Below are 26,265 nucleotides of genomic sequence, written 5' to 3'. Positions count from 1 at the left end.
TTTAGTGTTCCTTTAATTGTTGTAAATATTGATCATAATCCGACTCCATACGTGACCAGGAGATCCCGGTTGTCTTAAATTTTTTGATAAATTGCTCACGGCTCACGGTAAAAAGTTGATTCAGTTTGTCAATCCCATAGGTTTCTGTGGCAAAACGAACCCACATTCCGGCATTCGGATAGTAGATGCGTTCGGCATCCACGGTTTCCTGCAGCAACTGTGTGGGTGTCAGCAGAAAGTCAGGATGCTGCTCGTGAAATGCAGAAATATGATCCTCAATATCCCGCCGACCATAACTGCCGTCCAGCCATACCGCATAACCTTCGCTCATCAGCCGGGTTCCCGGATGACCCAGCGCCTGATGCGTGATCACATGCACCAGCTCATGCGCACCCACATAGGGACACTCGATACCATACTGGTCCGTATACGCAGCATTATCATGAAGAAACGTGTAATAAATCGTCAAGTGGCGCGGCTGCGCCAGTCCGCCGCCGGAGGTGCCGATGGCCTCCTGCGCCTGATCCTTATTGTACAAATAGATCAACACCGGATCTTTGAATGAACGCTGAATGCTGTCCTGAATAGCCTGATAATAGAATAACTGATTTTCCAGAATCGTATTGATCTGCTGTTGGTTTGGCGAGGGTGCGTCACCGGCGCCCGCAGGTTTGGTATACAGCCTGATCGGTCCGTTTTCCGCCAACTGCCAGTTATCATCCAGGTCCGGCTCTGCGATAAATTCCGTACAGGAAAACAGCAGCAATATGCACGGTATCATTATTTGAACAGATTTCATCAATCAGGCCTCCTACAACTGATATTCCAGATAGATGCGGTGTAACTCATCCATACGGTGATGGATCAGTTCATCGATATAAAACAACGGGGTTCGATTGGCAAAACCCACGGTTCTCTCATGCCGGTAGCCCAGTTTCAATAGATCTCTATCCTCAATCCTGTAAACCAACGCACAATGAAACCGGGTCCTGTAGTAAAATCCGTGATATGGTGTAGATTCAATTTGATCATGTCTGCTGTTCCATCTCTTCAGGCTGCCCATATTTAAATACGGTAGATAAAAAAACGAATCAAAACCGGACTGCAAACTAAACCGTTCTGTGAGCAAAAGCCGGGGCAGTGTTCGAATACCGAAAAAGACATTGACATCCGATGTTTTCAGTTCAGCCTGACCGGGATAAATCAAATGCCTTTTTTGATATTCAATCCCGGCAAGCGGGGCAAAATCCACATCAAAGGCGTAAAACCGAAGGATATCCATCTGCATTTGATGTTCGAGCTGCAAGCAGGTGAATTTGCTGTCTGCGCTTTGCAGAATATAATTATGACCCAGACCGTCATCAGAAATCAAAGAAGAATGCGACAGGCTGAATAAAAAATGATGCTCACTGTTTTCGCCGGGAATGGAAACACGCATGCCTGCATGCAGCGGCTGACCCTTGAGCACCGGATAACCGGTTTTCATGATCATGGTATTTTTTTTCCGAGTCCTGGCCTCAAATACATCCAGGCCGGCAGAGACCCGGAATTGTATGCCGGAATTTGCAGAGACAGAACCAATCAATCCAATCAAAAATATGAAAATTGTGTATTTCATCTTGCCTTTGTATGATTTTAGTGCAAACGTTTCAGCTTAAAAAATGCCGGACGCACAGGATACGCCCGGCATCTAATACCTCCAGGGTCTAGAATGACCGGGATATACCAACTCCGATTGAAATATAGTTTAGATCCACATCTGTTGCGGCTGCGTCAATTTCAATCTCACTTGATAACGACCGATAACGCACACTGGGTGTGAGACTCCAATGGGTATTCAGGGGAACCAAAAGTCCGGCACCGACTTGCCAGCCGAAACCATGTTCAGAGTCGCCTATAAAATCCCGTTCCTGGTCTTCAACTTCGATGTGGTTAAAGACACCACCGGCCCGGACAAGGTAACTTGTTTGTGTATCACCGAGAGGATGAACGAATTGTATACCAAAGGTGTAGCCGGTCTCTTCAAAATCAATGTCTGAACCGGCAAATGACTGGTCTGCGTTAAAATGATTCCAGCCCCATCCCATATAGACTGCCATATGCGGCATAAAACGATACGCCGCAGTGCCTTCGAAACCGAGCCCAACATTGAGATCCGCGTCACCCAACTCTGTTGTCGCATAGTCGGCTCCGCCCCGGATATCAAAGCTCCAGCGGTCCTGCGCTTGCAATGTCATGAACGACAATAATAAAACTCCAACTGCTGCAATTCGTGCACATTTCATGATGTTTCCTTTCGTTTGTGTGTAAATAATAAAATACCGATGCCTGATCGTCACATCTGTACATTCTGAGGACCGGACCTCCATTCTGACCGGTCAAAATATGGCCGAAAACGGATCGATTCCGGCAATCAGAATTATGCAGTTGCCAGGATCAAAGATCATCGATCATCTTTGGTCTTCTAATAGACAAGGACCGTGCCACAAAAATATATAAACCCCTATATCCTTTGAATACAATTACTTGTAATTTTTTTAAACTATTTTGTGTTACAGAACTGTTGTCAAATTGCCAATATTTCGGCATCATGTCAATATATTGGCATTATTGAGGTCGCTGGATCCCCAGTTTTTTCATACGCGCCTCCAGCGTGGTGCGTTTGAGTCCGAGCAGCTGCGCCGCGCCGTTTGCGCCGCTGACGCGCCAGTTGGTGGCCTGGAGTGCTTTGAGAATATGTTCGCGCTCGTGTTCTTCCAGCGTAGAGATATAAGCCTGTTCTTCGCCTTTAGACGCCGGTATCCAGCTCCCCGGTTTGATGCGTTCCCCTTCACACAGAATTACAGCGCGTTCAATCACATTTTCGAGTTCCCGGATGTTTCCGGGCCAGTCATAGCTCATCAGCTGATCCATGACTTTTTGCGAGGTTTCCCGCACTTGTCTGCCTGTTTTGGCCGCGTATTTTTTAATGAAATGCCGTACCAAAAGCGGAATATCCTCTTTACGGTCGCGCAACGGCGGCACCCAAATCGGAAACACATTCAGCCGGTAATACAGGTCTTCTCTGAAATCGCCGCTGCGCACCGCGGCCTCAAGATCGCGGTTTGTAGCGGCAATCACGCGAACATCCGCCTGGATGGTCCGGGAACTGCCCAGCCGCTGGAATTCGCCTTCCTGCAGCACGCGCAGCAGCTTGGTTTGCAGATTCAAAGGCAGATCGCCGATCTCATCCAGGAAAATTGTGCCCTGGTGCGCAAGCTCGAACCGTCCGCTCTTTTTTCATAAGCGCCGGTGAACGCACCTTTTTCATGACCAAACAATTCGCTTTCGATCATCTCTGCAGGCAGGGCGGCGCAATTGACTGTAACCAATGCGCGATTGCTGCGGCTGCTGTTGTTGTGCAGCGCCCGCGCAACGAGTTCCTTGCCGGTCCCCGTTTCCCCCAGGATCAGCACCGTGCTGTCCGTATCCGCAACTTTTTCCACATGGCGCAGCACCTGATGAAACACCTCGCTGCGGGAAATAATCTCTTCAAAATTGCTGGTGGCCTTGATCTCCTGGCGCAGATACACGGTTTCTTCCTGCAGCCGGTCTTTGAGCTGGCGCAGGGTTTTTTCTTTTTCAATCAGCTCCTGCTCGGCGTTTTTCATATCGGTAATATCAGAGATAAATCCTTCAATCACCGTGCAATCGGATTCTTCACACGGCACCGGCGTGCCGCGCTCCCAGACCCAGCGTTCTGTTCCGTTTGACGTTTGAATGCGATAGGTGACTTTAAAGTGTTCACCGCTCTTGAGCCTGGCTCTTACGGCTCTTTTCACACGTACGCGGTCTTTGGGATGAACGAGTTCATTAAAGGCCACCACGCGGTTGCCGATCAGATCTTTTGCTTTGTATCCGGTCAGCGCTTCACAGCCCTGACTGACAAACTGCATGGTCCAGTTGTCGTCATTCAAACAGCGGTAAGCCATACCGGGCAGATTGCCCATCAGTGTAGACAGACGCCGTTCGCTCTCCCGCATCTGCTGCTGCATTTCATACTCGCGCGTCTTGTCTTCAACCAGACTCACCGTATATTCGGCGCCGTCCACCTCAATCAGATTCTGGGTGACTTTCATGCGCAGCCAGCTGCCATCCTGGCGCGGCTGCCATTTTTCAAAGACAACGCGTTTCTTGTCCTGCAGCTCCCGCCACCGTTCTTTCCAGGTGTGCTCGTTTTCCTGGGGATGCAGGTCATATATCTTTGTTCCCACAATGTCGTCATAGGCAAATCCGCTGTAATTCAGAGCCGCTTCGTTCAGATGTACAATTTCACCGTCAGATTTGATCCAGAAAACGGGTTCATTGGACTGTTTGATGGTGAAATAGGATAATCGCTGGATGTCTGGAATTTTATTCATAGTATCTTGTGACCATTAACGGAGAATTGACAGGGTGTTGTTATCATTCGCTATCTTTTAACTAAACATAATAAATTGATGGAACGCGGTCAAGGGATAATTTGCACTGCGCTTTATTCGCAGGTTACAAGCTTGCTGCAGCTCGGAACAAACACGAAACACAGTTTCACGGCCAATCCAAAGGGCTAAATCAATAAATCTCAAAATACCCCTTGAAATTCAAACAGAAAAGCCCTATGTTTCAAAAACGGAAAGCCAATTCCAAGGGGTAGTATGAAACGCTTACTGTTTATTATTTTGATTCCAGCCTGTTTATCTTTTGCTCAGGACATACCGGAAATGCGTTTGGTGGGGCAACCGATACGCATTGAAAACGAATTTGTCGGTGTTGACGATGTAAATGGACGCATATGCGCGGGTCTCAAGGTCATCTCGGACCTGGAAGGACTGCGTTATACATCCTATAACGGCGTTGTACGAGTGGACCATCAGCCGGGACAGGATTTGGTGTATCTCTCACCGGATGAACGCGTTCTTGAAATTTTTCATACCGGATTTAAACCCAGTCAAATTATATTACTTGAGGCGGGAATTCATCTTAAAAGTCGACAGGTTTGGCAAATCCAGATCACCGGTGAGCCGCAAAAGCATCCCGTTCCCGTCACAATCCTCACTGATCCGGAAAATGTCTCCCTGCGCATTGACGGCGGCGACCCGAGCACGGATATCCAGCATTTGTTGACGCCCGGCCAGCACCGCATTTCAGCATACCAAACCCGGATTCATGAGCAAGGATACGGTGGTATCTGTGGACCTCGAGCATGCTCTGGTTCGGATCAACCTGAACGCCCGCTCCGAATACGCCGTTGTCGATCTCTCGCTTACTCCCCAGGACGCCTCGATTGTTTTAAGGCACGAAAACGGCGAGACGTTTACAGCAACCGGCAGTCACACTTTTACTCAGCTGCCGCCCGGAACCTTTAAATACCGCATCACGCACAGCCATTATGAACCGCGAACCGGGAAATTTTCGGTTCCGGCCGGACAACGGATCAAAGGACGCATCAGTATGCTGCCTGTGGATGCAAAAAATGCAAAACTAAAATCAAAGAAATGGTACTGGTGGGCGCTAGGCGCCGCGGCAATCGGCGGCGGTACCTATTATTACATCAACCATGTCAGAAAAAACGAGTCATCCGCGGTCTTGCGGATTGATATGCCGGATCAGGTCGGTAATTAAAAATTCCAAACCGGTGGGATGATTATGCAGAATATGCAGAATTCCAAAATATACGCTAATATTGCAGCTATTTTAACGCTTCTTTTTGCTTTCAGTTGCGGTATTTTTCAACCGCAGGACCGGTCGGCGTATCTGCTGCTGCAAGTGCGGGAGACGGAACAGGAAGCGCTGGCCAAAACCATGACGTCCATTGACAGTCTGCAGTGCATGGTTCAGCGTAGCAACAAGATTGTTTACAACGAAAGTTTGACGCCCGAAAACGGCCGGTTTCAGAACGACATCAAACTGGAGCCGGGCAACGGCTATTCGGTGAGTCTGCTGGGACGGCATCAGAGCGTGACCGTCGGGCAGGCCTATACGGACAGTATTGATCTGAATAAAGGTGAAACGCGTACGGTCGTCCTGACCTGGAATGCGTTCACCGTCAAGCTTTTGCAGCCGGGAGCGGATAGTCTGCTGTTTCAGAATAAACCGGCACTGGCGTGGCAAAACTGTCCCGGAGCTGTCAGTTATGACCTGCAGATCGATGATCAACAGGATTTTTCGGCTCCGGAAATCAGCGAGTCTGCTCTGACCGCTGCTGAATTGACGCTCGAAACGCCATTGAGCGACGCAACCTGGCACTGGCGCGTGCGGCCGCGCGATGAACAGGACACTCCCGGACACTGGTCGGATGTCCGCACATTCCGCATCAACACGGGCGCACCGGACGCGCCCGTGTTAATAGCGCCTGCGGATCAATCGGTGCTCAGCGCCCTGCCGAAACTGCAGTGGAAGGACCAGCCGGATATTCAGGCCTGGCACGTGCGCGTCGATGATCAGCCGGGCTTTTCCTCTCCGGAAGCGCAGGACTTGACTCTCACCGAATCTATGTTTTTCCCGGATTCTCTATCAGATCGGTTGTACTATTGGCAGGTACGCGCCCGCTACACCGGACCCTGGGGCGGTTGGTCGGATATATGGCGCTTTACCCTGGATACCCGCGGTCCCGAGGCGCCGTCACTCACCCAACCTGCAGACGGCAGCGTGCTTGATACAGACACTCCCACCCTCAGCTGGCAGCAGGTGAGTGAAGCGCAGACCTACGAGGTGGTGATTGACACCAGTTCGGCGTTCACGGCACCGGTGGCTCGAGATACAGCCTTGAATGAAACCTTGTACACGCCGTCATCCCTGGACGATGCGTCCTATGTCTGGCGGGTGCGCGCCCGCGACGCTCAGGGACATTGGGGTGCTTGGTCGGAGACTTGGTCGTTTGTCGTTGATGCACGGGTACCGGAGGCACCGCAGTTGAGAAAGCCGCAGAATGATATAGTAATTACTGATTCATTGCCTATATTCACTTGGGGCCCAGTGGATGCAGTCTACTATCAAATACGCATTGATGACGACACCGACTTTGGCACGCCAGTAATTGCTGAAAGCGGCTTCGAACAACCGGCATACACGACTTCCACAGCCTTATCGGACAACCAATATTACTGGAGTGTACGCGGTAGGGATGCGCATGGTAACTGGGGCAATTGGTCGGATATATGGTCGTTCAGTATTGATACGAAGGGGCCGGATGCACCGCAGCCGGTGGCGCCTGCGAATGACATGGAATTGAGCAACAGTACACCTACATTACGTTGGTCAGCTGTGAGTGATGCTGAATACTATCATCTTCAGGTCTATGATGACATTGGTATTATAAATCCTGAGATTGATATTGATAATTTGTCAGATTCAGAATATACTATTTCACAATCTTTGGACGATAATAAATATTTTTGGCGGGTGAGAGGTAAAGATGCATATGGAAATTTCGGAAAGTGGTCAAAAGTATGGCAGTTTGAAATCGAAACCACAACAACCGGAACTGTCATAGACATCGACGGCAACACCTATAAAACCGTGAAAATCGGCGATCAGTGGTGGATGGCGGAAAATCTCAGGGTGACACATTATCGGAATGGGGATGATATACCGAACGTAACCATTGATATAGAATGGAGTAATTTATCATCCGGAGCTTACTGTGCTTATAATAATAATGAAAATAATGTAGGTAATTATGGCTATCTATATAATTGGTTTGCCTTATATGACAGTCAGAATATAGCCCCAGAAGGTTGGCATGTCCCGACCGATGAAGAATGGAAGCAGTTGGAAATGACGTTAGGGATGAGTAGAGTAGACGCAGATGATTATCAAGGACGTGGAACAAGTGAGGGTAAAAAACTTAAAGAGGGAGTATTTAATGCATTACTAGCAGGCTATCGTTTATATGATGGTGAATTTAGAAAAATGAAAGAAAATGCACTATTTTGGACCAGTACGGAAGATAATAATGAGAAAGCGTGGGATCGTGAGTTGTATGATAATGGATATACGAACGTGTGGCGTATGGACAAAGACAAAAATAACGGCAAGTCAGTAAGATGTGTTAAGGGTGAAGTAGGTACGCAAGCAAATATCCCCCCCAATGCTTCATTTTCCATCTCCCCAACCTCTGGCACAACCGAAACACCCTTCACCTTTGACGCCTCGGGCTGTTCCGATAATGATGATGTCGTCTCGGCCCTGCAGGTCCGCTGGGACTGGGAAAACGACGGCACCTGGGATACCGGCTATTCGACAACCAAAACCGCGACTCACACTTTTTCAAGCCCTGGCAGTAAAACCGTGAATTTGCAAGTTATGGACACCGGCGGATTGACCCATTCGACCACCCGGCAGATTTCGGTGACTGACAGCGTTTCTGAAACCAGTACCGTCATCGATATCGACGGCAACACCTATCAGACCGTCAAGATCGGCGATCAGTGGTGGATGGCGGAGAATCTCAGGGTGACGCATTATCGGAATGGGGATGCGATCGCTAATGTGACAATTGATTCAGAATGGCAGGCGTTATCATCCGGTGCCTATTGTGCCTATGATAATCTGGAAAGCAATGCGGATGTTTACGGGTATTTGTATAATTGGTATGCGGTTGATGATACACGAAATATTGCACCGGAGGGCTGGCATGTGCCGACTGATGAGGTGTGGAAAGAGTTGGAAATGGCGCTGGGGATGAGTGAATCTAATGCCTATAATACGGGATTTCGCGGCACAAATGAGGGCAGTAAGCTGGCAGGGAACGCGTTATTATGGCGAGATGGTGAGTTAGATAATGATCCTTTATTTGGAATTAGCGGTTTTTCTGCACTGCCTGGAGGATTTCGCGCCGGTACTGGCCCCTTTCACAACATAGGTAATTATACTTTTTTCTGGACTTTAACAGAATATGATACAGATAATGCTTTTTATCGCGAAATTTACTATAGTAATTCATTCATATCTCTAACTAGCACTGATAAACATTATGGATACTCTTTACGTTGTGTACAAGATTAAGGCAACTTGAAAAAAAGTTTTATCATTCTAAAAAAGTTTGTGATATGTTAAATAAATCAAAATAATTACAAGGAAACACATGAAAGAAATAGACATCCAAACAGCGATTCAAGGTCTTCAATCAAAAATACTAACCACTGACTCGGATTTCATTGAATATCATAATTCAGCATATGATTATAATTTTCCTTGGAGGATTGATTCATGTTTTTTACAACTTTTGGCATTACTCGAAATTTTAGAGCTGCCCGAAATGAGAAAAATGGCATTACAAGAATACCTTGAGATGAAAAAATTCGGAAAATGGTTTTTATTCCTTAGAATCTACTGATGATGGTTTATCACATTCATTAGCACTTGGAAGAATAATTTGTTATCTAAACGCCTTAAAAAATATTTTTATGATTGACAGTACGACAATTGTAAATAAGGATATACTCGAGATTATTAGGAACATTCATTATGTTATTACAGATACAAAAGTGTTTCATGGGAAGCCCAGATACGAGTCTGACGTACACCAAAGGATTGAATCAATTTTAAAATGTGTTTTTCCAGACTTGAAACACAAGCCAACTTTAACAAAACAAATCAAAAATTTTGAACCGGATACGGGCATACAATCAATTAATACGTTGATTGAATACAAATATTTATCTCGTAGTGAAAATGTGAGCAGAATTGCAGATGAAGTACTTGCGGATACGCGTGGATACACATCTCCTGAATGGAAACGTTTTATTTATGTTATCTATGAAACGAGTCGAATTCGACCAGAAAGTGAATGGAATTTATTTTTAAGACAATCAAAAATTCCAAAAAATACTTGTATTGTTGTATTAAGTGGTGAACCTGCTTGAGACTACTAGAAACATATAGATTTAATAAAAGTAATCCATGAGCTTTTCCTGGTTCCCAAATTCCATTTGGGAACCCATTGGGACGAAACTTTGTTTCGTGTTGCATATAAATTCCCTCGGTGATAAAGCAAATTCATAGAATTAAAGGATTACAAAACAGAATTCCAAAATCAAACAGTATACAAAAAAGTATTTCCAAGTATTATTAAAAGTCAAACCACATGACCCAAGAATTTTGGCATCATTCATATATCCCCAGTTCATTTATGGAACGAGTTAATATTGAACAATTGATATATGAAAACAATATTGATCATAATCATAGCAGTGAATCAACATACTTGCACTGTGTGATGTGCCAAAATGTCCAAAATCCGGGAATTTTATTAAACAACAGAGCTTATCTATGTCAATCGTGTATTGAAAAAATATCTGGAATATCCTATCCTGAAAAGTATGAATATCTACTTAAAAGCTACAAACAAAGATATCAAACATGGCGGGCAGAACAGGAGTTATTAATTGAAAAAATCAATAGACATGTGTCAAGAAAAAAATTGGAATGGATTCAGGGTCGGTGTGAATTCAAGTCCAATTCTCCATATACAGGTGTACCCACTCTATTCTGGATTGCAACTGCAATTTTTTTATTATTAAGCTTGTCAATTCCTTTAATTGGACTTGCTGGAACGGTTTTTTGCTTTATATCAGCAAAAAAAATATCTGATTTGGATTCAAATAGAATGATGATGTGGGAAATAAAACATCCAAAACCAGACATAATAAAATTTGATTTTTCCATGGAAATTCCCGAATGGGATACAGAGCATCCCGAGCCACAACAGCCAATCATGCGTCATTTCCATGATCCATCAGCTGAACTCTCACAACAAGACCGGACTGTTCTATACGTTTTTAGACACTGGCCGGATTATCCTCCTTTTTGGGACGCTTTAAAACAGTTTGTTATTAATAGGGATGAAAATAGATGTCAAGTCACTGGATGTCCTTCTCGTGTAAGTATTCAAGTTCATCATAAGAAGCCCATCTCTCAAGGGGGAGAACATACACCGAACAATCTCGTTTGTTTATGCGCTTTTCACCATGGCTTGGAACCAGATATTGGACATGAACGGGTCTGGGGGGACATAAAAAATCGTTATTTTACTATGGTACGGGCTCATCAACGCAAAAATCGATCGGGAAACGGGTATCACCCTGTCCGCGCCCATGTACGGCGTCTGGAACTAGTGACAGCCGAAAACATTAAATCTCTGGCTAAATTTTACGGATTTTGCTGTCCAGTATGTGATAGCAAAAATATAAAATTCACACTAAAACGATCTATTGAGGAAATTGAGGTGTTATGTAAAAGCTGTGGCTCAACATGGACTGCGAAGCGGGCTTTGGCTGAAGAAAATGGTCCACGACTCGCTGAAGTGTTAAAGCCAACAAAAAATATAGGACGCTATAAAGCGAATTGGCAGATGTTCGAAATGAGAAATGAAGCAGTGTTTAAAAATAAACACATCAAGAAACATAGAGATGGTTCTATAAAATCAAATATATCATAAAATTATCAAGTTTTAACAAAGTCTCTGCGCACAAGACAAACGCGAAACACAGGTTCGCGGACAGGCCCGTTCCAAAATGAAATTTTGGAACGAGTAAAAGTGTGAGATTGTGCGGAGAGACTGTTTGTAGATTCTTTTGCAATAATAAAAAATAATAGAATCAGAAAACAAAAGGGGACACCCATGCGGGATCGCTATAAAATCCTGACGGATGAAGGTATTTATTTTCTCACATCCACCATAGTCGAATGGCTGCCGGTGTTTACCAAACGCCGCTATTTTGAAATTATCATTGATTCTCTGAACTATTGCATGAAGTATAAAAATCTGGAATTGTATGCCTATGTCATTCTGGACAATCATCTGCACCTCGTTGCTGCAGCGGAAAACTTGAGATCGGTTGTCGCGTCGTTCCGCAAGTTTACGTCAAAAGCCATTATCAAACAGCTCGAGTTGGATCAGATGACCTGGCTCTTGAATCAACTAAAATTTTACAAAAAGGCGTACAAAACTGAAAGCCGGTATCAGGTCTGGCAGGAGGGTATGCATCCGAAATATATGCAGTCTCCGGACATGATGCGTCAGAAAATCGAATATATTCACAGAAATCCAGTCGAGCGGGGGTATGTGCAGCAGCCGGAGCACTGGGTGTACAGTTCGGCGCGAAATTATTTTACAGAGGACGAGTCGATTATTTATGTTGAGAGGGATTGGGGGTTTTGAATTCATCAAAGGATGGGCAGACCAATGCACGTACAACAGACGCGAAACAATAGTTTCGCATACAATCCCGTTCCAAAATGAAATTTTCCAACGAGAAGGATGGGTATCGGCAGGTCCGAAAGGGTCTATGCTTTGCGCGTTGCATGATCTGCACGGCTCCAAAGCTGCGGGACAAAAGGCCGAGCCCTGCCCTTTGTATTTGTCGCACAGCCGGGGAGCAGTACGACAAAGGACGGATTCCAACGCATGACCGCGGCTCACGGCACGTCCTGAAAACAGAGGGGGCAGCGGAAAACAGGCGGCCAGGCTGCGTTGTTCAGCCCGGTAAACCGGGGCGCGGGAACAGGGGAATTGGAAATCACATCATCTGCTGTGTGACCGCAGAGGGGAGCTGTTGCAAAGCCGGTTTAGCGAGGTGGTGCCCCGCCCTGTGAGATCATGCAACCTCGTTGAAAAAAATAAATAAAATACCCCGACCGCTTTTACCCGACTATTACATCAAACACCTATCTCACGGGGCAGCGAGGGGGAAACCTCCCCCTCTTTACATTCAAATAAAACATTAACTAATAAAATTCATATAGTTCTCCGTATGAACGACCGAGTATTCAGCATTCGGATAGAACATTTGCCACTTTTTCGGCGCCTTGCCCTTGCCTTTTTGCCATTTAATTTCATAGCCATTCAGTTTTCCACCCGCTTCTTCAACAAGATCAATCTCGTTGCGATCATAGGTGCGCCAGAAATAAAAAGAGGCGTGATGATTCAGATAGTCGTTACGTTTCAAACGCTCTGTCAGCACGTAATTTTCCCAAAGCATACCTTTATCATTTCTCAATTGAATCGGATTGAAATTCTGAATACATGCATTTCTAACACCGGTGTCATAAAAATAAAATCGATGGTTCTTTGTAATTTCTTTTCTCGGATTGCGGCTAAAACCTGTTCGACGATAAATGACAAATACCTTTTCCAGCAAATCAAGATATTTATCAACTGTATTTTTACTCATGCCCAAATGAGTTCCGAGTTCATTCAACGATACTTCTTTACCGATCTGAAATGCCAACAGCTGCAACAGACGAAGCAGTTTGTTAGAGTGCCGAATGCCTACCAGTTCGAGAATATCTTTGAACAGATAATCTCTTACCAATTCCTGCAGGTATTGCTCACGCAGTTTATTATCCCGCATCATAACAACTTCCGGGTATGAACCATAGATCAATCTGGTCTCTAAATTGGCTCGAGTCTCATGCACTTTTTCCTTATGAGCCAATTCAAGCTGTGCGACAGGATAAAGTCGAAGAACATATTTTCTACCGGTCAAGGGTTCACCAATATCATTTGCCAGATCAAATGATGAAGAACCGGTCACCAATATACAAAGATCGGGGATATGATCAATCAAAAGCTTCAAATTCAAACCAACATTCTTTATATACTGCGCCTCATCGATAACCAACAGCGAATGGTTTCCTACGAAATCCTGCAATTTTTGGATCGATTGGCTTTCCAGATACTCCCGGCTAACAATATCATCACCATAGACCATTAACAATTTATTCTGATCCCATCGACTGTTTTCGAGAAATTTCCGGAGCAAAGTCGTCTTTCCCACCCGCCGCGCCCCGTAAATGACCAGCACTTTTCCCGGCTGTAATAATCGCTGGATATTGTCAATTTGCTTCCGAGGTATATACATATTAATATCCATTTTTTATTTATTTTTGACAATATTTAATATAATTCTGTCAATTTATTGACAAAATTAAACATTATTTTGATAACTATCAAGTGTTTTTCGATCATGCTAAATTCATGTCCATCATAAAAAAAGCAACGTCTGTTTATATCGTTTTGGCCTGCTGCAAAATTGTCTTTCCACTGAACAAAAATATGGTTTTTTCCTCTTTAGAATTCAGTACCTGGAGCACATCGGCAGGTCCGCAACACACAGGGCAGACGCAAAATAAAATTTCGCGGGCAATGGCGCTGCAAAATAAAATTTTGCAGCGAGAATGGTGGGGATGGGCAGGTCCGAAAGGGTCTATGCTTTGCGCGTTGCATGATCTGCACGGCTCAAAAGCTGCGGGACAAAAGGCCGAGCCCTGCCCTTTGTATTTGTCGCACAGCCGGGGAGCAGTACGACAAAGGACAGATTCCAACGCATGACTGCGGCTCACGGCACGTCCTGAAAACAGAGGGGGTAGCGGAAGACAGGCAGTCGAGCGGCCGGCCTGCGTTGTTCAGCCCGGTAAACCGGGGCGCGGGAACAGGGGAATTGGAAATCACATCATCTGCGGTGTGACCGCAGAGGGCAGCTGTTGCAAAGCCGGTTTAGTGAGGCGGTGCCCCGCCCTGTGAGATCATGCAACCTCGTTAAAAAAATAAATACAATACCCCGACCGCTTTTACCCGACTATTACATTAAACACCTATCTCACGGGGCAGCGAGGGGGAGACCTCCCCCTCTTAAAGACCGGTCATACAAAACAATGCTTTGATTATTATCCACATGTATGCAGAGCTGAATTTTCCCAAAAACAGAAAAAATCAATCCGATTTTTCCCGCCCGTTTCTCATCAATTTCCGCAGCTGCCCCTTGTACTGCGCGCGGATATGTAGAAAGGTCTCGTCATAGCGTCCGTCTTTGAAATCGGGAAAGCAGTACGGCGATGGATCGAACCGGCCTTTTTGATAAAACAGAGTGACGTCGGCGTAAATCCCCTGATCCAGGTATACTTTGTGGCCGTTGTACTTTGCAGAGGCGAGCACAAACTTGTCGTAATCCAGGTAGCCGGGGTCCAGATTGACCTTGCGTTGACCGTCCTGCGCCAGGTCATCTTCGATCCGGTTGCAGTCGATTTTGATACGCGCGAGGTCGCCGGGACTGATCAGCTGCCGAAACGAATAAAACAGGCGCACAATCGGTGTTCCCATTTCGGGATCGTAATAATCGGTGACATTAAAATCAACCTCTTTGCTCTTGTAATCTACGCGACCATAAAGCGATTCCAGGCGCGAACGCGCCTGCTCGCACAATGACGCATCACTGTACAGAACACCGCAAATCAGTTTCACCGGTGTGACGCTTTGCGGCTGCATCTTTTAATCCTTCTCCGAATCTGAATAATACCCGTATTCTTGTCCCAGTCGGATGATACGCGGGATGGCTTGCTGAGCGCGTTCAACCCAGTCGGGCGCGATCTGAAAATTCTCTTTTACCAGTTTATAGATATCCGTGACGTGTCCTTTGCGTTTGCCTTTGAGGTTCTGCACCTGCACGTAATCATTGTGCACATACACCATGCCCTCGTCATTGACACGGGTCAGGCACATACCGCGCATGCCCGGCCAGTAGAACGACCCAAGCCAGTGATCCAGAAACTCCTCCGAACTTTGCGGCACATTCTGAAAGCGGTAGCGGAATTTCATTTGATTCTGATTGAACGTATGCACCTCATAATACTCGTCATCCTGACAGAACCGCAACTCTACACCGGTGTGCGGGTGCGGTACATGCGGCTGCAATCTTTATCCAGACGCATGGGTTGATTCAACAGATACCCCGGATCGGCAAGCCAGTGCTCGGTTCCGCGCACAATGATCAAAGCGCAGTGTGAATGGCGCATGCGGCTCATATGCGCGATCACCGGATAGCAGGTGAAATCCAGATACACCAGAATAGACTGGAGAAAAAAAGTCAGGGAAAAGCACGTGCCGCCCAGCCGGTGACGGGCGTGACCTTGCATCACTTCTTCCGGCAGGCGGATGCGGTTCGGGGCCGTGTAATCGCGCTCCAGTTTGACGATTTTGCTCAGATTCTCATACGGAAGTCGGGAAAATGCTGTGAGAATATCACGCAGACTTTTAAAACCGCGTTTACGCTCGTCAATATTGTAAAATTTTAGGAATTTCCGGGCGCTTTGCGCATGCGCACCCGGATTTAGAGTAACCGGTTGTATGTTTTGCATAATGAAAAGATAAGGAACAAAAAATGATAAATCAAGGGCGGGATTTGCTAATCATCAGAATCAGCTTTTTCCAGCATGGCGTCTTTGATGATTTGAAAGGCCGCCTCCGTGCTCAGTCCAATCAGCGAAACCGGATTCCAGTTGTCTTTGGTCAGATACACGCCGCCATGTTCAAAGGTGGACGGGATTTCCTGCCTCTGTTTCTCAACGCCGCAGGCCGGGGTGATATAGAAAACGTCGTCACCCTTGACCTCATTGACCATATTCTCACCGGTCTCTTCGCACAATTCCGGATGCAGTAAAAATTTTTCATCCGGAAATTCTTTGTGCAGCCGGTCCTTGAGCCTCATTGAAATCAATCCGGCTCAATTCCGGTGATGTATATCGGCATGTGCACATGATCACTGATTTTTTCATAACCACCTCGTTGTTGCCGTATTCAATACTGCGAGTTACATAAGATAGATGAAACGAAAAAGATCAACAACTTATTCCGGTCAGGCAGCCAACTAAAACCCGTGAATCCTGACAAACCCTGAACCGATATTATCTCAAGAGTCCGCCGACGATCATATCTGTGGCCTGCTGTTCGTCCAGTCCGCGCGCCATCAGGGTCTGGATTTGCTTTTTGTCGACACTGCCGATCGCCGCTTCGTGGGTCAGATGCGACGTCTCGTCCACGACCTTGAGTCGCGGCACAGCCGAAGCCATCGCGGTTTTGCCCTGCACAATCTCGGTACAGTCCACATGTCCGCGCGAGTTTTCGCCGGTGCCGACGATCTCGCCCAGCACTTCAGCCCGGGCTTTTTCTGCAACCACAATACGGCTCTCCGCCAGTCCGCGTGAGTTTTCGCCGTCCAGATAAATTGATTCTTTTATCTTGATATCATCCGAGCCTTTGCCGTAAATTTTGGCAAACATTTCCGCGACTGCATCTTTTTTAAGCCAGGCATCATATTTGATATCCACACGTCCGGCCGCGCCTTTGACCAGTTTAAACGTCGTGGAATAGCGGCCGCCTTCGTCCACATACACTTTAATATCCGGCAGCACCTCCACCCCACCGCCGGCGCCGTGGTAATGGGTTTCGTGATACTGCATATGCGCCTTTTTGCCGATGCGCGCCACACCGTGCATGATATGCTGAACTTTGACCGCTTTGGGAAACGTACAGTGCGCCAGAAACGAGGCGCTGGCATTGTCCTGGATGTCAAACTCGACCTCGATTTTCTGCACCCCTTTTTCCGGCAGCACACCAAAGCACATGTGCACCGGATTCTGCAAATGATGGTCTTTTTCTACGGTGACTTTGGCGCGAATGCCATCCGGAATGGATTCGGACTGCATACGCAGCCCTTTGATCTCGTTGGTGCCAAGCACTTCGTTGCCGCTGACCAGTATGAGACCGTGGGTATCGTTTTTTAAATCCTGAACTTCACCGCCGCTTTCGGAGTAGGCTTCGGCCAGGGCTTCAAATTCACTGGTAAAATCAAACATTCTGTATCACCTCCTCGCGCGGATCGTTGACATGGGTGCAGGGTTGACAGTGATTGCGGAAAATACGGGTGACTTTTTCCGGATCGCCGGTGCGCAGAATACGGCCGCTGCACAGCGCCGAAGTCCGGTCGGCGATGGACGCGACGTCATCGTGATGCGTAATCAGCAGCACCGTCGCGCCGCGGCGCACCAGGGTCTGGATGACGGTTTTGATATAATCAATGGACAAAGCATCAATACCGGAATCGGGTTCATCTAAAATCGCCAGTCTGGGTGTCATGGCCATGACCGCGGCCAGTTCAATGCGTTTGCGTTCGCCACCGCTCAGGGTTTCATCGACAAAGCGGTCCAGGTACAATTCCGATTCCAGGCCCACCTGTTCCAGCAAGGTTTCGGGGTTGTCTTTGCTTCCGTTTGAAACGCCGAGCTTTAGATAATCACGCACCGAAATGCCTTCCAAAGCGTGCCGGCTCCTGCCAGGCCACGGTAATACCCAGCTTGGCGCGTTCGGCGATGGACAATCCGGTGATTTCTTTTCCCTTCCACAGGATTTTTCCGGTATCCGGTTTGTAATCGGGCAGTCCCATGATCACATAAGCCAGTGTGGACTTGCCGGTGCCGTTGCGGCCCAGTACACTGTGTATTTCGTTGGGATGCACCCGAAGATCTATGTTTTCTGATAATGGTGCTGTCTCCGCGTTTCAAAGAGACATTTTGCAATTCAAGCATGGATCATCTCCTTTTAAAGGATTTTTAATTTCAACCTATAATTTGCACATTTTTAGGCGGAGGAATCAACATTAATTTCCAGGGGACACCCACAGATATAATTCGAATAAGACGATTTAAATAATGTTTCCGTACTGGAACGAAAAAACGCAGATACCCTGTCAAATTCGGTGTATCTGCGTTTTTAAAGAATTCCGATTGGGCAGTGAGGTTTAACGTCCCATCCAGCCGCCGTCAACTGTGAGCACGGTACCGTGAACATAGTCCGAAGCCGCGGACGCCAGAAATACCGCGGCGCCGGCCATATCACCGGGACGCCCCAGCGTCGTGCCGGATGCGCGCCGTTATGGCGTTATAACGCTCGGGATTGTCGCGCAGGGCCTGGGTATTGTCCGTGGCCATATACCCCGGAGCGATGGCATTGACATTCACACCTTTGCCGGCCCATTCATTGGCCAGGGCCCTGGTCAGTCCGGCAATGCCGTGTTTGCTGGCCGCATAACCGGGCACGGTAATCCCGCCCTGATAACTGAGCAGAGATGCGGTAAAAATAATTTTACCATAGCCGCGCTCAACCATGTGCCTGCCGAATTCCCGGCTGAGGATAAACTGGGCGTTCAGGTTGACCTCGATCACCTTGTCCCAGTATTCATCTGAATGTTCGGCGGCGGGATTGCGGAGAATCGTACCGGCGTTATTCACCAGAATATCGATCTGATCGATATCTTTTTTCACCTGTTCGATAAACCCATACAGCGCCTCGCGCTCGGAAAAATCACAGGCATATCCTTTGAACCGGCGGCCTGTGTTTTCCACCTGTTCCTGAATCTCACTGCTTGCGGGGTCCAGGGTCGCGCTCACGCCCACGATATCAGCGCCGGCCTCGGCCAGACCCTGGGCCATGCCGTATCCGAGTCCGCGCTTGCAGCCGGTCACCAAAGCTGTTTTCCCGTCAAGCTTGAATTGGTCCACTATCATATCGTTTTCCTTTTATCTTGTAAAAATGAACCGGCGTTATGATCATGGCGCCGGTTCAGAGTTTAACTATTTGAGATCATTTAGCGTCAGGGCATCCATATCACTGAAATCCTGATTTTCGCCGCCCATGCCCCAGCAAAAGGCGTAATGACGGGTACCGGCGCCCGAATGAATGGACCAACTCGGCGACAGCACCACCTGGCGATCGGATATCACCAGATGCCGGGTTTCATCCGGCGCCCCGCAAAAATGAAAGACCTTGCCGTCTTCCAGACCGAAATACAGATACGCCTCCATGCGGCGTTCATGGGTATGCGGCGGCATGGTGTTCCAGACCGAACCCGGAGCCACAACCGTATAGCCCATCACCAACTGACAACTCTGAATGCCATTCGGGTGAATATATTTGAACAACGAGCGTTCATTGCAGGCCTCTTTGCTGCCCAGATTGGCCACTTCGGCATCCTCCTGAGCGGCCTTTTTCACCGGGTAATCGGTGTGCGCGGGATAGCTGAGCAGATAAAAACCGGACGGTTTTTTCGGATCAGCACTGGAGAACTGGATATCTTTCGAACCCCGGCCGATGTACAGGCATTCCAGGTTATCCAGATCATAGCTCGTGCCGTCCACCTCAACACGTCCGGCATGACCGACATTCAACACCCCCACCTCGCGGCGCTTGCAGAAAAATTCCGAGCGCATTTCTTCAGGCGCCGCCAGCTTTAACGGCGAAGACGTGGGCGTTGCCGCGCCGATAATCGGCGGTCCAGATCGGTATAAACCAGCTTGACCTGACCGGGCAGGAACAGATTGCGTACAATCAGGTTGTCCCGCAGCTCCCGGGTATCCATTTTCTTGAATCGAACCGGATCCGGTATATAACGTGTTTCCATGTTTTCTCTCCTTTTTATTTACCTTTTTTATAATTCACTTTATAAACTATTTAAATTTGGTTTATATGCTGCCGGTTGTTCTTAAAACCGGACCTTGTTTCTGGTTATTAAACAATATTTCTGCTTTTCATTCATCCGGTAAATCCTATATATCCCGTCTATTGTCTTTAATCATTCAGCTTGCTCTGCAGTCTGTCTGCAGCACGACGCACGTCATCATAGATCTCCCGCTCCATGCCCGGTTTAAACGATAAAGCCGGAGCTGTAATGCCAAGGGCGGCGATAACATTGCCATGCACATCAAACACCGGCACCGCCAGACAGCGGACGCCGGGATGATATTCTTCGTTATCCACGGCATAGCCGAGCCGCTGGACAAAATCGATCTCGCGCCGCAGTCCGTCCAGATCTGGTGATCGAATGGGGTGTGCGCGCTTCAAAGGAAATATGATCCAGCACATCCTGCACATGCTCACCGAAATGAAAGGTGAGCAGCACTTTGCCGGTGGCCGAATTGACCAGGGACGCGAGTGTGCCGGGACGTGAGGCCACGTGCACCGGATTGGGTCCGTCGCAGACTTCGAGGATCAAAGCTTGAAATCCTTTCAATACCGCCAGATGCGCCGTTTCTCCGGTGCGGTCCGCCAGCTCCTGCAGCACCGGCACCGCCAGTTTGCGCAGCCGTTCATTGCCGCCGCCGGAGGCGCTGCCCTGCAAAACCGGCCCCGGATAAAGCAGTCCCTCGCGTTTCTGCACCATGTTTTCGTGTTCCAGGGTTTTTAGTATACGAAACAACGTGCTCTTGGGGATATCCAGATCCTGTTGCAGATTGACAAACGAGCGTCCCTGCTCGCCGTGCAGCAGCAGGTCCTTGATTACCTGACAGGCGTTGCTTAAATTGGGGATGAGATATTTATTCATAGGTTTTTCCAGGTTTCATATATGGAATATAAGATTTATATATGAGAAAATCAAGGGTAAATTACCCAAAGCCTAAACAACACCTCTTCCCCTGTGCGGTCATTGCAGTCGGTTATTGGACAGGATCACAGGATACACGGGATTGACAGGATTAAAACTCGTAATTATTTTGATTCGACTGTTATAATCATTAAATTCAGGACTTGTAGCAAATCATAATGTTTGATCATTGAATCGTATAAAATTCGGTAAACCGATCCGATACAAAACCTGAAAGATGCCATGACACTGAAAAAAGGAAACGAGATCACTCTCAAAATAGACTCCCTGGCCTACGGCGGACAGGGACTGGCGCGTGCCGATGATTTTGTCATCTTTATCCGCTACGCCATACCGGGACAAACCGTGCGCGCCCGCATTGTCAAAAGACGCAAGAGCTATGCAGAAGCGCGACTCCTGGAAGTATTGAAAGAAAGCGAACACACCGTACAAGCGCCGTGCGAGCATTTCGGCGTGTGCGGCGGCTGCGCGTTTCAGCAGCTGGATTATCAAGTGCAGTGCCGGGAAAAAGGCCGCCAGGTGTTTGATTTGATTGAGCGCGTGGCCGGTCTGCACGAGTTTGAGCGTCATGACACGCTGCCCTCCCCGGATGTATTCCGCTACCGCAACAAGATGGAATTCTCATTCTCGGATCAGCGCTGGCTGACGCGGAAGGAAATTGATTCCGGCGCGGATATCAAAAAGGAACCGCTGTACGTGGGCATGCACGCGCGCGGGTTTTTCGACAAGGTGGTGACCATCAACGAGTGTCATCTGTGTCCCGCTGTCACCAGCGACATTTTGGCTCGGGTGCGCACCGTGGCGCTGGACAGCGGCCTCCCTGCGTATTCGACGCGCACGCACACGGGATTCTGGCGCTTTTGCGTGATCCGCACCAGCCACAACACCGACGATATTATGGTCAATGTGATCACATCGCGTCACGAACCGGAGATTGCCGACGCCTTGAAAACCGAACTCGAGGCCGTGCCGCAAATCACCAGTCTGATTAACGGCATCACCGCCAGCAAATCGAGTGTGGCCTATTGCACAACCGAGCATCTGCTCAAAGGTGAATCCGTGATCACGGAAAACCTGGGCGGATTGAGCTTCCAGATCTCCAGCAACTCGTTTTTCCAGACCAACAGCAAGCAGGCCGGGCAGCTGTACGCCATTATTCGCGAGACCGCTGATTTTACACCGGACGACACGGTGTTTGATCTGTACTGCGGCGCCGGGTCCATTGCCCTTTACATCAGCGACGATGTCCGGCAGGTCATCGGATTCGAGTCCGTGCAGGCGGCCGTGGACAATGCCGTGACCAACGCGCAGCTCAACAACATTTCCAACTGTGAATTCGTCTGCACCGATCTCATGCACGCGCTCAAAGACGCGGACGCGGTGCTGGAACGCTACGGTCAACCGGATGTGGTTATTCTCGATCCGCCGCGCGGCGGTATGCACCCCAAAACCGTCGAGGCGGTGCTGCGCTACCGGCCGCAGCGCATTGTACATGTGTCCTGTAATCCCGCCACCCTGGCGCGCGAACTGCAGACCCTGTGCGCCGAGGATTATCGTCTCATCTCCGTGCAGCCGGTGGACATGTTTCCGCATACCGCGCATGTGGAAAGTGTGTCGAGGCTGGAGCGGGTAATGGAATAAACGGACGGAATTGTGCGGAATCCTGTCCACCACGTGAATACCTTACCCGGAAACCTAATTGCCAACTTTTGATTTGGGAATCCATTGGGACGAAACGTTGTTTTGGCAATGCCCGGCAACAAACGTTTCAACATGATTGCCAAAACGCATTCACTCGTTTAAAGGGGGAAGCATCCCCCTCGCTACAGCCAGGCTGCCCACCCCGTGAGAGAGGTATTTGCTATAGTCGTAAAAGCGGCAGGAATATTTTTTTAAAAGTTTACAGTATCTCACGGGGCGGTCACCGCCTCACTAAGCCGGCATTTAAATAGTTATTGAAAAGCATACTCTCAGCTTGCCCATCAACCCACACACCGAAAATTCTTGTTAGCCGGTTTGCCGTCCTGCTGAAAAACGCAGGCCGGCCGCTCGGCTGCCTGTCTTCCGCTACCCCCTCTCTTTTCACATCCTGCAAGCACCGCAAAGGATACCGTCAAAATCATCTCAACACGTTGCGAATTCCCAAACCACAAGTTTGAAAGCTTATTTTTGCTTTGACATCCTGGTAGCTGCATTTACAATATTAATAACACCTTATTTCGGCCGAGCGGGAAGATATCCGGGGCGAACTTTGGCTTGCGCTGGTGTACCAATTGTCCAGCTGTTGGCCTTTTCAGCATACCCATTTCCGTTTAATAAGCTAATAAGCTTGAATTCAATGGGGTCTCCTGGCTACTAAGCTTAAACACCATGGAAATAAGGTTTTACAGAACCGTTTTTTACTAAAATAGTGTATTGCAACAAAATTTAGTTGGATTTATTGTGTTTTAGCAGATAAATATTTTGTTTGAAAGCAGAAATTGACTTTGGATAAGAAGTCACTTTTGCGAAGTATTGCTAGAGATTTTCTTGATATAAAATACTTTTTAGATGTTGATGTTGTTGTTTTTATATTTTCTCGAATTTTTTCAATATCAATTTTGGAAAATTCCTGAGCAATATTTTGTTTTTTCCTTCTCACGCCTTTTCTTGAATTGTTTTACATTGTTGTACGCCTGGTTTTGAGTTATCTTGAAATTGATTTTGGCTATTGTTTTCGTGGAACTATTGATAGGGAGTCGAATTGATGCGCACTGTTGATGTATAGTTTTGGTTTTATCACATTTCGACTTTCAAACCCATTAATCTTTGATTTTTCTCTTGTATTTACCTGAAATATCATTAAATTATGTTATGTTTATCATGAAAAGGAGGGTACAATGGCAAAAGTTGCTGTAATTGAAAAACCGTTGCGAGAAAAGTTGGGAGAAGAAGGCTCTCAAAGTCTTGTTAATTTGATGAATGTGAGTAAAGAAGAGCAAAAACAAGAGATGCTGACGATTGTTGAAGCCAAATTTGAGCATCGCTTGACCAAAGAAATCGGTAAATTCAATGAACGGATTACCAAGGAAACAGGAGAGCTTAAGCTTGCGATATCACAAACGGAACAGCGTCTGGATAACCGGATCACAGTAGAAATCGGCAAGGTCAACGAACGTATCACCATAGAAAGTTCCAAAGTCAATGAGCACATGACGGAAGAGATTGGCAAAGTTAATGAGCGCATGACAGAAGAGATTGGCAAAGTCAATGTCAATATCGCCCATGTAGAACGTAATATGATCCGCTGGATGTTCATCTTTTGGATCGGGCAGATCGGGGCGATTATGGGGTTGTTGTTCGCGTTTTTCAAATAAACTCGTTTGTAAACGGCTAACAACGTATAACATGATAAAAAATAAGGTAATAAGGTAGTTGATGCGATGTCTTGCAGCACCTAAGCTTGCAAAGATAAAAATAAGGTAAACACCCGGACAGGGGATAAAAAATGCAAAGGTATAAACTGTCGTTCCCCGATAAACATCTGCCGCTGTGTGCTGAAATCGTATTATTGAAAAGCTTATTTCAGGCGTTTTAGCTTGCAGCAATATCGCAAAACCTGTAAAATCAGATATGTACTGTGCTATAAATGCGAGGGGCAGAGGTGTCCGTGAGAATCAATAGCGGAACCTCGGAGAGGTTTAATTATTGTGTGCGGATACGGCACAGGATTGCCACCAGGGCCAACCGCCCACGAATGAATCCGTGGGCTCAAAGATGAAAGAGGGCTCAAGCCCCCTATGTTTGTATCGCATTTTGGAATTGTACGACGAGGTTGGCATATAGAGTTCAGTAGACGTGATGTTGCCGTGCAGAATCTGCAGTCAGCGGTACAATTCACCGTCAGAATCCGTGCTCTGTATACGCGGGGCTTGCGATGAATGCCGTCCATGAAAACTCGTGGATATTTCACTCCAAAACGGAACCGAATTTTTGACTTGCCGACCTTCTGACTTGAGCACGCCCAACAGGATTCGAACCTGCGACCCACGCATTAAAAGTCGGTTGCTTTGTTCCATATATCTTGCGCAAATATCACCCTGAAATATAAAAAGGCATATCTGCTGTTTGAGCAGATATGCCTTCTGACTTGAGCACGCCCAGCAGGATTCGAACCTGCGACCCACGCATTAAAAGTCGGTTGCTTTGTTCCATATATCTTGCGCAAATATCACCCTGAAATATAAAAAGGCATATCTGCTGTTTGAGCAGATATGCCTTCTGACTTGAGCACGCCCAGCAGGATTCGAACCTGCGACCTACGGATTAGAAGTCCGTTGCTCTATCCAGCTGAGCTATGGGCGCGTAACAATTACAGCGACTATTTTAAGCATTATTTTTCAAAATTTCAAGACTTTTGTTCGCAAAACAGTCTGATGGGTGAAAAGAATTTGGAATGTCCCCGGGTAGCCGATTGTTTTTAAAAAAAGAGCAGTATTGCAACCCAATGGTGATAGTATGGCACATTCTCAATATACAGCAGAGGCACAGCCTCTCACACAACAAGAAATCAAACAGCTGCCGAAAGACGGCGGGCAGCATTACAACCGGCTGATCTTTGAACAGAGTCCCTATTTGCTGCAGCACGCAGACAATCCTGTGGACTGGTATCCGTGGGGCGACGAGGCGTTTGAACGCGCCAAAGCAGAGGACAAGCCGGTATTCCTGTCCATCGGCTATTCCACCTGCCACTGGTGTCATGTAATGGCGCATGAATCTTTTGAGGACCCGGAGACAGCGGAACAGCTGAACGAGGCGTTTATCTGCATCAAAGTCGACCGGGAGGAACGCCCGGATCTGGATCAGGTGTACATGTCCTCCTGTCAGCTTATGACCGGCAGCGGCGGCTGGCCACTGACCGTGATCCTGACGCCGGACAAACAGCCGTTTTACGCCGGCACCTATTTTCCCCAAACAAACCGGTTCGGACGCATCGGGCTTTCTGAGCCTGATCGCCGGAATTACGGACATTTGGAAACATCAGCGCAATAAG

The 26,265-nt window shown here is 47.4% G+C and carries 26 protein-coding genes, 1 tRNA gene and 2 pseudogenes; 9 read left to right on the top strand and 20 right to left on the bottom strand.

The genetic code is table 11. The annotated features are described in order from the left end of the window. Position 1: 1 nt before the first annotated feature. From U5R06_08775 to U5R06_08750, 6 genes and pseudogenes are all read right to left on the bottom strand, one after another. Positions 2-799: a hypothetical protein gene (locus tag U5R06_08775; GenBank protein MDZ7722886.1), complete on the bottom strand. Its 798-nt coding sequence runs from the start codon at positions 797-799 to the stop codon at positions 2-4. 12 nt (positions 800-811) lie between these two features. Further along, the gene (locus U5R06_08770; GenBank protein MDZ7722885.1) at positions 812-1,618 is read right to left on the bottom strand and encodes a hypothetical protein; all 807 of its coding nucleotides are present in this window, start codon (positions 1,616-1,618) and stop codon (positions 812-814) included. Positions 1,619-1,706: 88 nt separating this feature from the next. After that, on the bottom strand, positions 1,707-2,285 hold the full coding sequence (locus U5R06_08765; protein ID MDZ7722884.1) for a porin family protein: 579 nt from the start codon (positions 2,283-2,285) through the stop codon (positions 1,707-1,709). A gap of 322 nt (positions 2,286-2,607) precedes the next feature. Continuing rightward, positions 2,608-2,901, bottom strand: coding sequence for a helix-turn-helix domain-containing protein (locus U5R06_08760; protein MDZ7722883.1), 294 nt, complete (start codon positions 2,899-2,901; stop codon positions 2,608-2,610). Positions 2,902-3,044: 143 nt separating this feature from the next. Beyond that, positions 3,045-4,400: pseudogene (locus U5R06_08755) on the bottom strand (sigma 54-interacting transcriptional regulator). A gap of 576 nt (positions 4,401-4,976) precedes the next feature. Beyond that, positions 4,977-5,135, bottom strand: coding sequence for a hypothetical protein (locus U5R06_08750; protein MDZ7722882.1), 159 nt, complete (start codon positions 5,133-5,135; stop codon positions 4,977-4,979). A 49-nt stretch (positions 5,136-5,184) separates the two neighbouring features. Here U5R06_08750 and U5R06_08745 point away from each other — a divergent pair, with 49 nt between their 5' ends. From U5R06_08745 to U5R06_08720, 6 genes are all read left to right on the top strand, one after another. Continuing rightward, positions 5,185-5,640 (top strand): carboxypeptidase-like regulatory domain-containing protein, encoded by a 456-nt coding sequence (locus tag U5R06_08745; protein ID MDZ7722881.1) that lies wholly within the window; start codon positions 5,185-5,187, stop codon positions 5,638-5,640. 24 nt (positions 5,641-5,664) lie between these two features. Further along, positions 5,665-9,024, top strand: a complete 3,360-nt coding sequence (locus tag U5R06_08740; protein ID MDZ7722880.1) for an FISUMP domain-containing protein — start codon at positions 5,665-5,667, stop codon at positions 9,022-9,024. 79 nt (positions 9,025-9,103) lie between these two features. After that, on the top strand, positions 9,104-9,355 hold the full coding sequence (locus tag U5R06_08735) for a hypothetical protein (GenBank protein MDZ7722879.1): 252 nt from the start codon (positions 9,104-9,106) through the stop codon (positions 9,353-9,355). Positions 9,356-9,425: 70 nt separating this feature from the next. Next, complete coding sequence (locus U5R06_08730) at positions 9,426-9,884, top strand: hypothetical protein (protein ID MDZ7722878.1); 459 nt, start codon at positions 9,426-9,428, stop codon at positions 9,882-9,884. 266 nt (positions 9,885-10,150) lie between these two features. Then, on the top strand, positions 10,151-11,458 hold the full coding sequence (locus U5R06_08725; GenBank protein ID MDZ7722877.1) for an HNH endonuclease: 1,308 nt from the start codon (positions 10,151-10,153) through the stop codon (positions 11,456-11,458). A gap of 183 nt (positions 11,459-11,641) precedes the next feature. Then, positions 11,642-12,181, top strand: a complete 540-nt coding sequence (locus tag U5R06_08720; protein ID MDZ7722876.1) for a transposase — start codon at positions 11,642-11,644, stop codon at positions 12,179-12,181. Positions 12,182-12,743: 562 nt separating this feature from the next. Here the strand turns inward: U5R06_08720 and U5R06_08715 are convergent. The 13 genes and pseudogenes from U5R06_08715 to U5R06_08655 all read right to left on the bottom strand — a co-directional run bounded on the left by U5R06_08715 (position 12,744) and on the right by U5R06_08655 (position 21,173). Then, entirely contained in the window at positions 12,744-13,883 is a 1,140-nt protein-coding gene (locus U5R06_08715) for an ATP-binding protein (protein ID MDZ7722875.1), read from the bottom strand. 851 nt (positions 13,884-14,734) lie between these two features. After that, positions 14,735-15,286 (bottom strand): DUF4416 family protein, encoded by a 552-nt coding sequence (locus U5R06_08710; protein ID MDZ7722874.1) that lies wholly within the window; start codon positions 15,284-15,286, stop codon positions 14,735-14,737. A gap of 3 nt (positions 15,287-15,289) precedes the next feature. Continuing rightward, entirely contained in the window at positions 15,290-15,712 is a 423-nt protein-coding gene (locus U5R06_08705; protein MDZ7722873.1) for a hypothetical protein, read from the bottom strand. Then, entirely contained in the window at positions 15,676-16,155 is a 480-nt protein-coding gene (locus U5R06_08700) for an arylamine N-acetyltransferase (protein ID MDZ7722872.1), read from the bottom strand. Before U5R06_08700 ends, U5R06_08705 begins: the two co-directional genes overlap by 37 nt. A 47-nt stretch (positions 16,156-16,202) precedes the next feature. Further along, positions 16,203-16,505: a hypothetical protein gene (locus tag U5R06_08695; protein ID MDZ7722871.1), complete on the bottom strand. Its 303-nt coding sequence runs from the start codon at positions 16,503-16,505 to the stop codon at positions 16,203-16,205. Between the two features lie 196 nt (positions 16,506-16,701). After that, the gene (locus U5R06_08690) at positions 16,702-17,652 is read right to left on the bottom strand and encodes a SufD family Fe-S cluster assembly protein (GenBank protein ID MDZ7722870.1); all 951 of its coding nucleotides are present in this window, start codon (positions 17,650-17,652) and stop codon (positions 16,702-16,704) included. Beyond that, on the bottom strand, positions 17,645-18,112 hold the full coding sequence (locus tag U5R06_08685) for an ATP-binding cassette domain-containing protein (protein ID MDZ7722869.1): 468 nt from the start codon (positions 18,110-18,112) through the stop codon (positions 17,645-17,647). Before U5R06_08685 ends, U5R06_08690 begins: the two co-directional genes overlap by 8 nt. Continuing rightward, positions 18,090-18,311, bottom strand: coding sequence for an ATP-binding cassette domain-containing protein (locus U5R06_08680; GenBank protein ID MDZ7722868.1), 222 nt, complete (start codon positions 18,309-18,311; stop codon positions 18,090-18,092). Before U5R06_08680 ends, U5R06_08685 begins: the two co-directional genes overlap by 23 nt. A 282-nt stretch (positions 18,312-18,593) precedes the next feature. After that, positions 18,594-19,359: pseudogene (locus U5R06_08675) on the bottom strand (SDR family oxidoreductase). 66 nt (positions 19,360-19,425) lie between these two features. Then, on the bottom strand, positions 19,426-20,115 hold the full coding sequence (gene kduI / locus U5R06_08670; protein MDZ7722867.1) for a 5-dehydro-4-deoxy-D-glucuronate isomerase: 690 nt from the start codon (positions 20,113-20,115) through the stop codon (positions 19,426-19,428). Beyond that, positions 20,082-20,252, bottom strand: a complete 171-nt coding sequence (locus tag U5R06_08665; GenBank protein MDZ7722866.1) for a hypothetical protein — start codon at positions 20,250-20,252, stop codon at positions 20,082-20,084. The genes kduI and U5R06_08665 overlap by 34 nt, the downstream gene beginning before the upstream one ends. Positions 20,253-20,419: 167 nt before the next feature. Continuing rightward, a complete protein-coding gene (locus U5R06_08660; GenBank protein MDZ7722865.1) occupies positions 20,420-20,608 on the bottom strand; it encodes an IclR family transcriptional regulator C-terminal domain-containing protein in 189 nt (62 codons plus the stop codon). Continuing rightward, positions 20,601-21,173 carry a helix-turn-helix domain-containing protein gene (locus U5R06_08655; GenBank protein ID MDZ7722864.1) on the bottom strand — a complete coding sequence of 191 codons (573 nt, stop codon included), beginning with the start codon at positions 21,171-21,173 and terminating at the stop codon, positions 20,601-20,603. Before U5R06_08655 ends, U5R06_08660 begins: the two co-directional genes overlap by 8 nt. 282 nt (positions 21,174-21,455) lie before the next feature. On the opposite strand from U5R06_08655, the gene rlmD reads away from it, so the two are divergent. Together rlmD and U5R06_08645 are read left to right on the top strand one after the other, a co-directional pair. Further along, positions 21,456-22,874 carry a 23S rRNA (uracil(1939)-C(5))-methyltransferase RlmD gene (gene rlmD, locus U5R06_08650; protein ID MDZ7722863.1) on the top strand — a complete coding sequence of 473 codons (1,419 nt, stop codon included), beginning with the start codon at positions 21,456-21,458 and terminating at the stop codon, positions 22,872-22,874. 1,238 nt (positions 22,875-24,112) lie between these two features. Continuing rightward, the gene (locus U5R06_08645) at positions 24,113-24,589 is read left to right on the top strand and encodes a hypothetical protein (protein ID MDZ7722862.1); all 477 of its coding nucleotides are present in this window, start codon (positions 24,113-24,115) and stop codon (positions 24,587-24,589) included. Positions 24,590-25,503: 914 nt separating this feature from the next. On the opposite strand, the gene U5R06_08640 is transcribed toward U5R06_08645, so the two are convergent. Continuing rightward, a tRNA-Arg gene (locus U5R06_08640) sits at positions 25,504-25,577 on the bottom strand. Between the two features lie 153 nt (positions 25,578-25,730). Between U5R06_08640 and U5R06_08635 the strand changes: the two genes are divergently transcribed. Next, positions 25,731-26,264, top strand: a complete 534-nt coding sequence (locus tag U5R06_08635) for a thioredoxin domain-containing protein (GenBank protein ID MDZ7722861.1) — start codon at positions 25,731-25,733, stop codon at positions 26,262-26,264. Position 26,265 lies beyond the last annotated feature (1 nt).

This window comes from candidate division KSB1 bacterium, from assembly GCA_034521575.1.
Classification (GTDB): Bacteria; Zhuqueibacterota; Zhuqueibacteria; order Residuimicrobiales; family Krinioviventaceae; genus JAXHMJ01.
The sequence above is the reverse complement of the archived record's forward strand: the minus strand, read 5'-3'. Positions and strand labels throughout refer to the sequence as shown.

What these genes read in the sequence shown, in the direction of transcription:
- U5R06_08700 (MDZ7722872.1), bottom strand. Translation starts at nt 16,155, where the DNA reads ATGCAAAACATACAACCGGTTACTCTAAATCCGGGTGCGCATGCGCAA.
- U5R06_08710 (MDZ7722874.1), bottom strand. Translation starts at nt 15,286, where the DNA reads ATGCAGCCGCAAAGCGTCACACCGGTGAAACTGATTTGCGGTGTTCTG.
- U5R06_08720 (MDZ7722876.1), top strand. Translation starts at nt 11,642, where the DNA reads ATGCGGGATCGCTATAAAATCCTGACGGATGAAGGTATTTATTTTCTC.
- U5R06_08770 (MDZ7722885.1), bottom strand. Translation starts at nt 1,618, where the DNA reads ATGAAATACACAATTTTCATATTTTTGATTGGATTGATTGGTTCTGTC.
- U5R06_08635 (MDZ7722861.1), top strand. Translation starts at nt 25,731, where the DNA reads ATGGCACATTCTCAATATACAGCAGAGGCACAGCCTCTCACACAACAA.
- U5R06_08750 (MDZ7722882.1), bottom strand. Translation starts at nt 5,135, where the DNA reads ATGCTGGATATCCGTGCTCGGGTCGCCGCCGTCAATGCGCAGGGAGAC.
- U5R06_08730 (MDZ7722878.1), top strand. Translation starts at nt 9,426, where the DNA reads ATGATTGACAGTACGACAATTGTAAATAAGGATATACTCGAGATTATT.
- U5R06_08665 (MDZ7722866.1), bottom strand. Translation starts at nt 20,252, where the DNA reads ATGGAAACACGTTATATACCGGATCCGGTTCGATTCAAGAAAATGGAT.
- U5R06_08760 (MDZ7722883.1), bottom strand. Translation starts at nt 2,901, where the DNA reads ATGAGCTATGACTGGCCCGGAAACATCCGGGAACTCGAAAATGTGATT.
- U5R06_08725 (MDZ7722877.1), top strand. Translation starts at nt 10,151, where the DNA reads ATGGAACGAGTTAATATTGAACAATTGATATATGAAAACAATATTGAT.
- U5R06_08645 (MDZ7722862.1), top strand. Translation starts at nt 24,113, where the DNA reads ATGGCAAAAGTTGCTGTAATTGAAAAACCGTTGCGAGAAAAGTTGGGA.
- U5R06_08735 (MDZ7722879.1), top strand. Translation starts at nt 9,104, where the DNA reads ATGAAAGAAATAGACATCCAAACAGCGATTCAAGGTCTTCAATCAAAA.
- U5R06_08775 (MDZ7722886.1), bottom strand. Translation starts at nt 799, where the DNA reads ATGAAATCTGTTCAAATAATGATACCGTGCATATTGCTGCTGTTTTCC.
- rlmD (MDZ7722863.1), top strand. Translation starts at nt 21,456, where the DNA reads ATGACACTGAAAAAAGGAAACGAGATCACTCTCAAAATAGACTCCCTG.
- U5R06_08745 (MDZ7722881.1), top strand. Translation starts at nt 5,185, where the DNA reads ATGAGCAAGGATACGGTGGTATCTGTGGACCTCGAGCATGCTCTGGTT.
- U5R06_08690 (MDZ7722870.1), bottom strand. Translation starts at nt 17,652, where the DNA reads ATGTTTGATTTTACCAGTGAATTTGAAGCCCTGGCCGAAGCCTACTCC.
- U5R06_08715 (MDZ7722875.1), bottom strand. Translation starts at nt 13,883, where the DNA reads ATGTATATACCTCGGAAGCAAATTGACAATATCCAGCGATTATTACAG.
- U5R06_08655 (MDZ7722864.1), bottom strand. Translation starts at nt 21,173, where the DNA reads ATGAATAAATATCTCATCCCCAATTTAAGCAACGCCTGTCAGGTAATC.
- U5R06_08740 (MDZ7722880.1), top strand. Translation starts at nt 5,665, where the DNA reads ATGCAGAATATGCAGAATTCCAAAATATACGCTAATATTGCAGCTATT.
- U5R06_08695 (MDZ7722871.1), bottom strand. Translation starts at nt 16,505, where the DNA reads ATGAGGCTCAAGGACCGGCTGCACAAAGAATTTCCGGATGAAAAATTT.
- U5R06_08765 (MDZ7722884.1), bottom strand. Translation starts at nt 2,285, where the DNA reads ATGAAATGTGCACGAATTGCAGCAGTTGGAGTTTTATTATTGTCGTTC.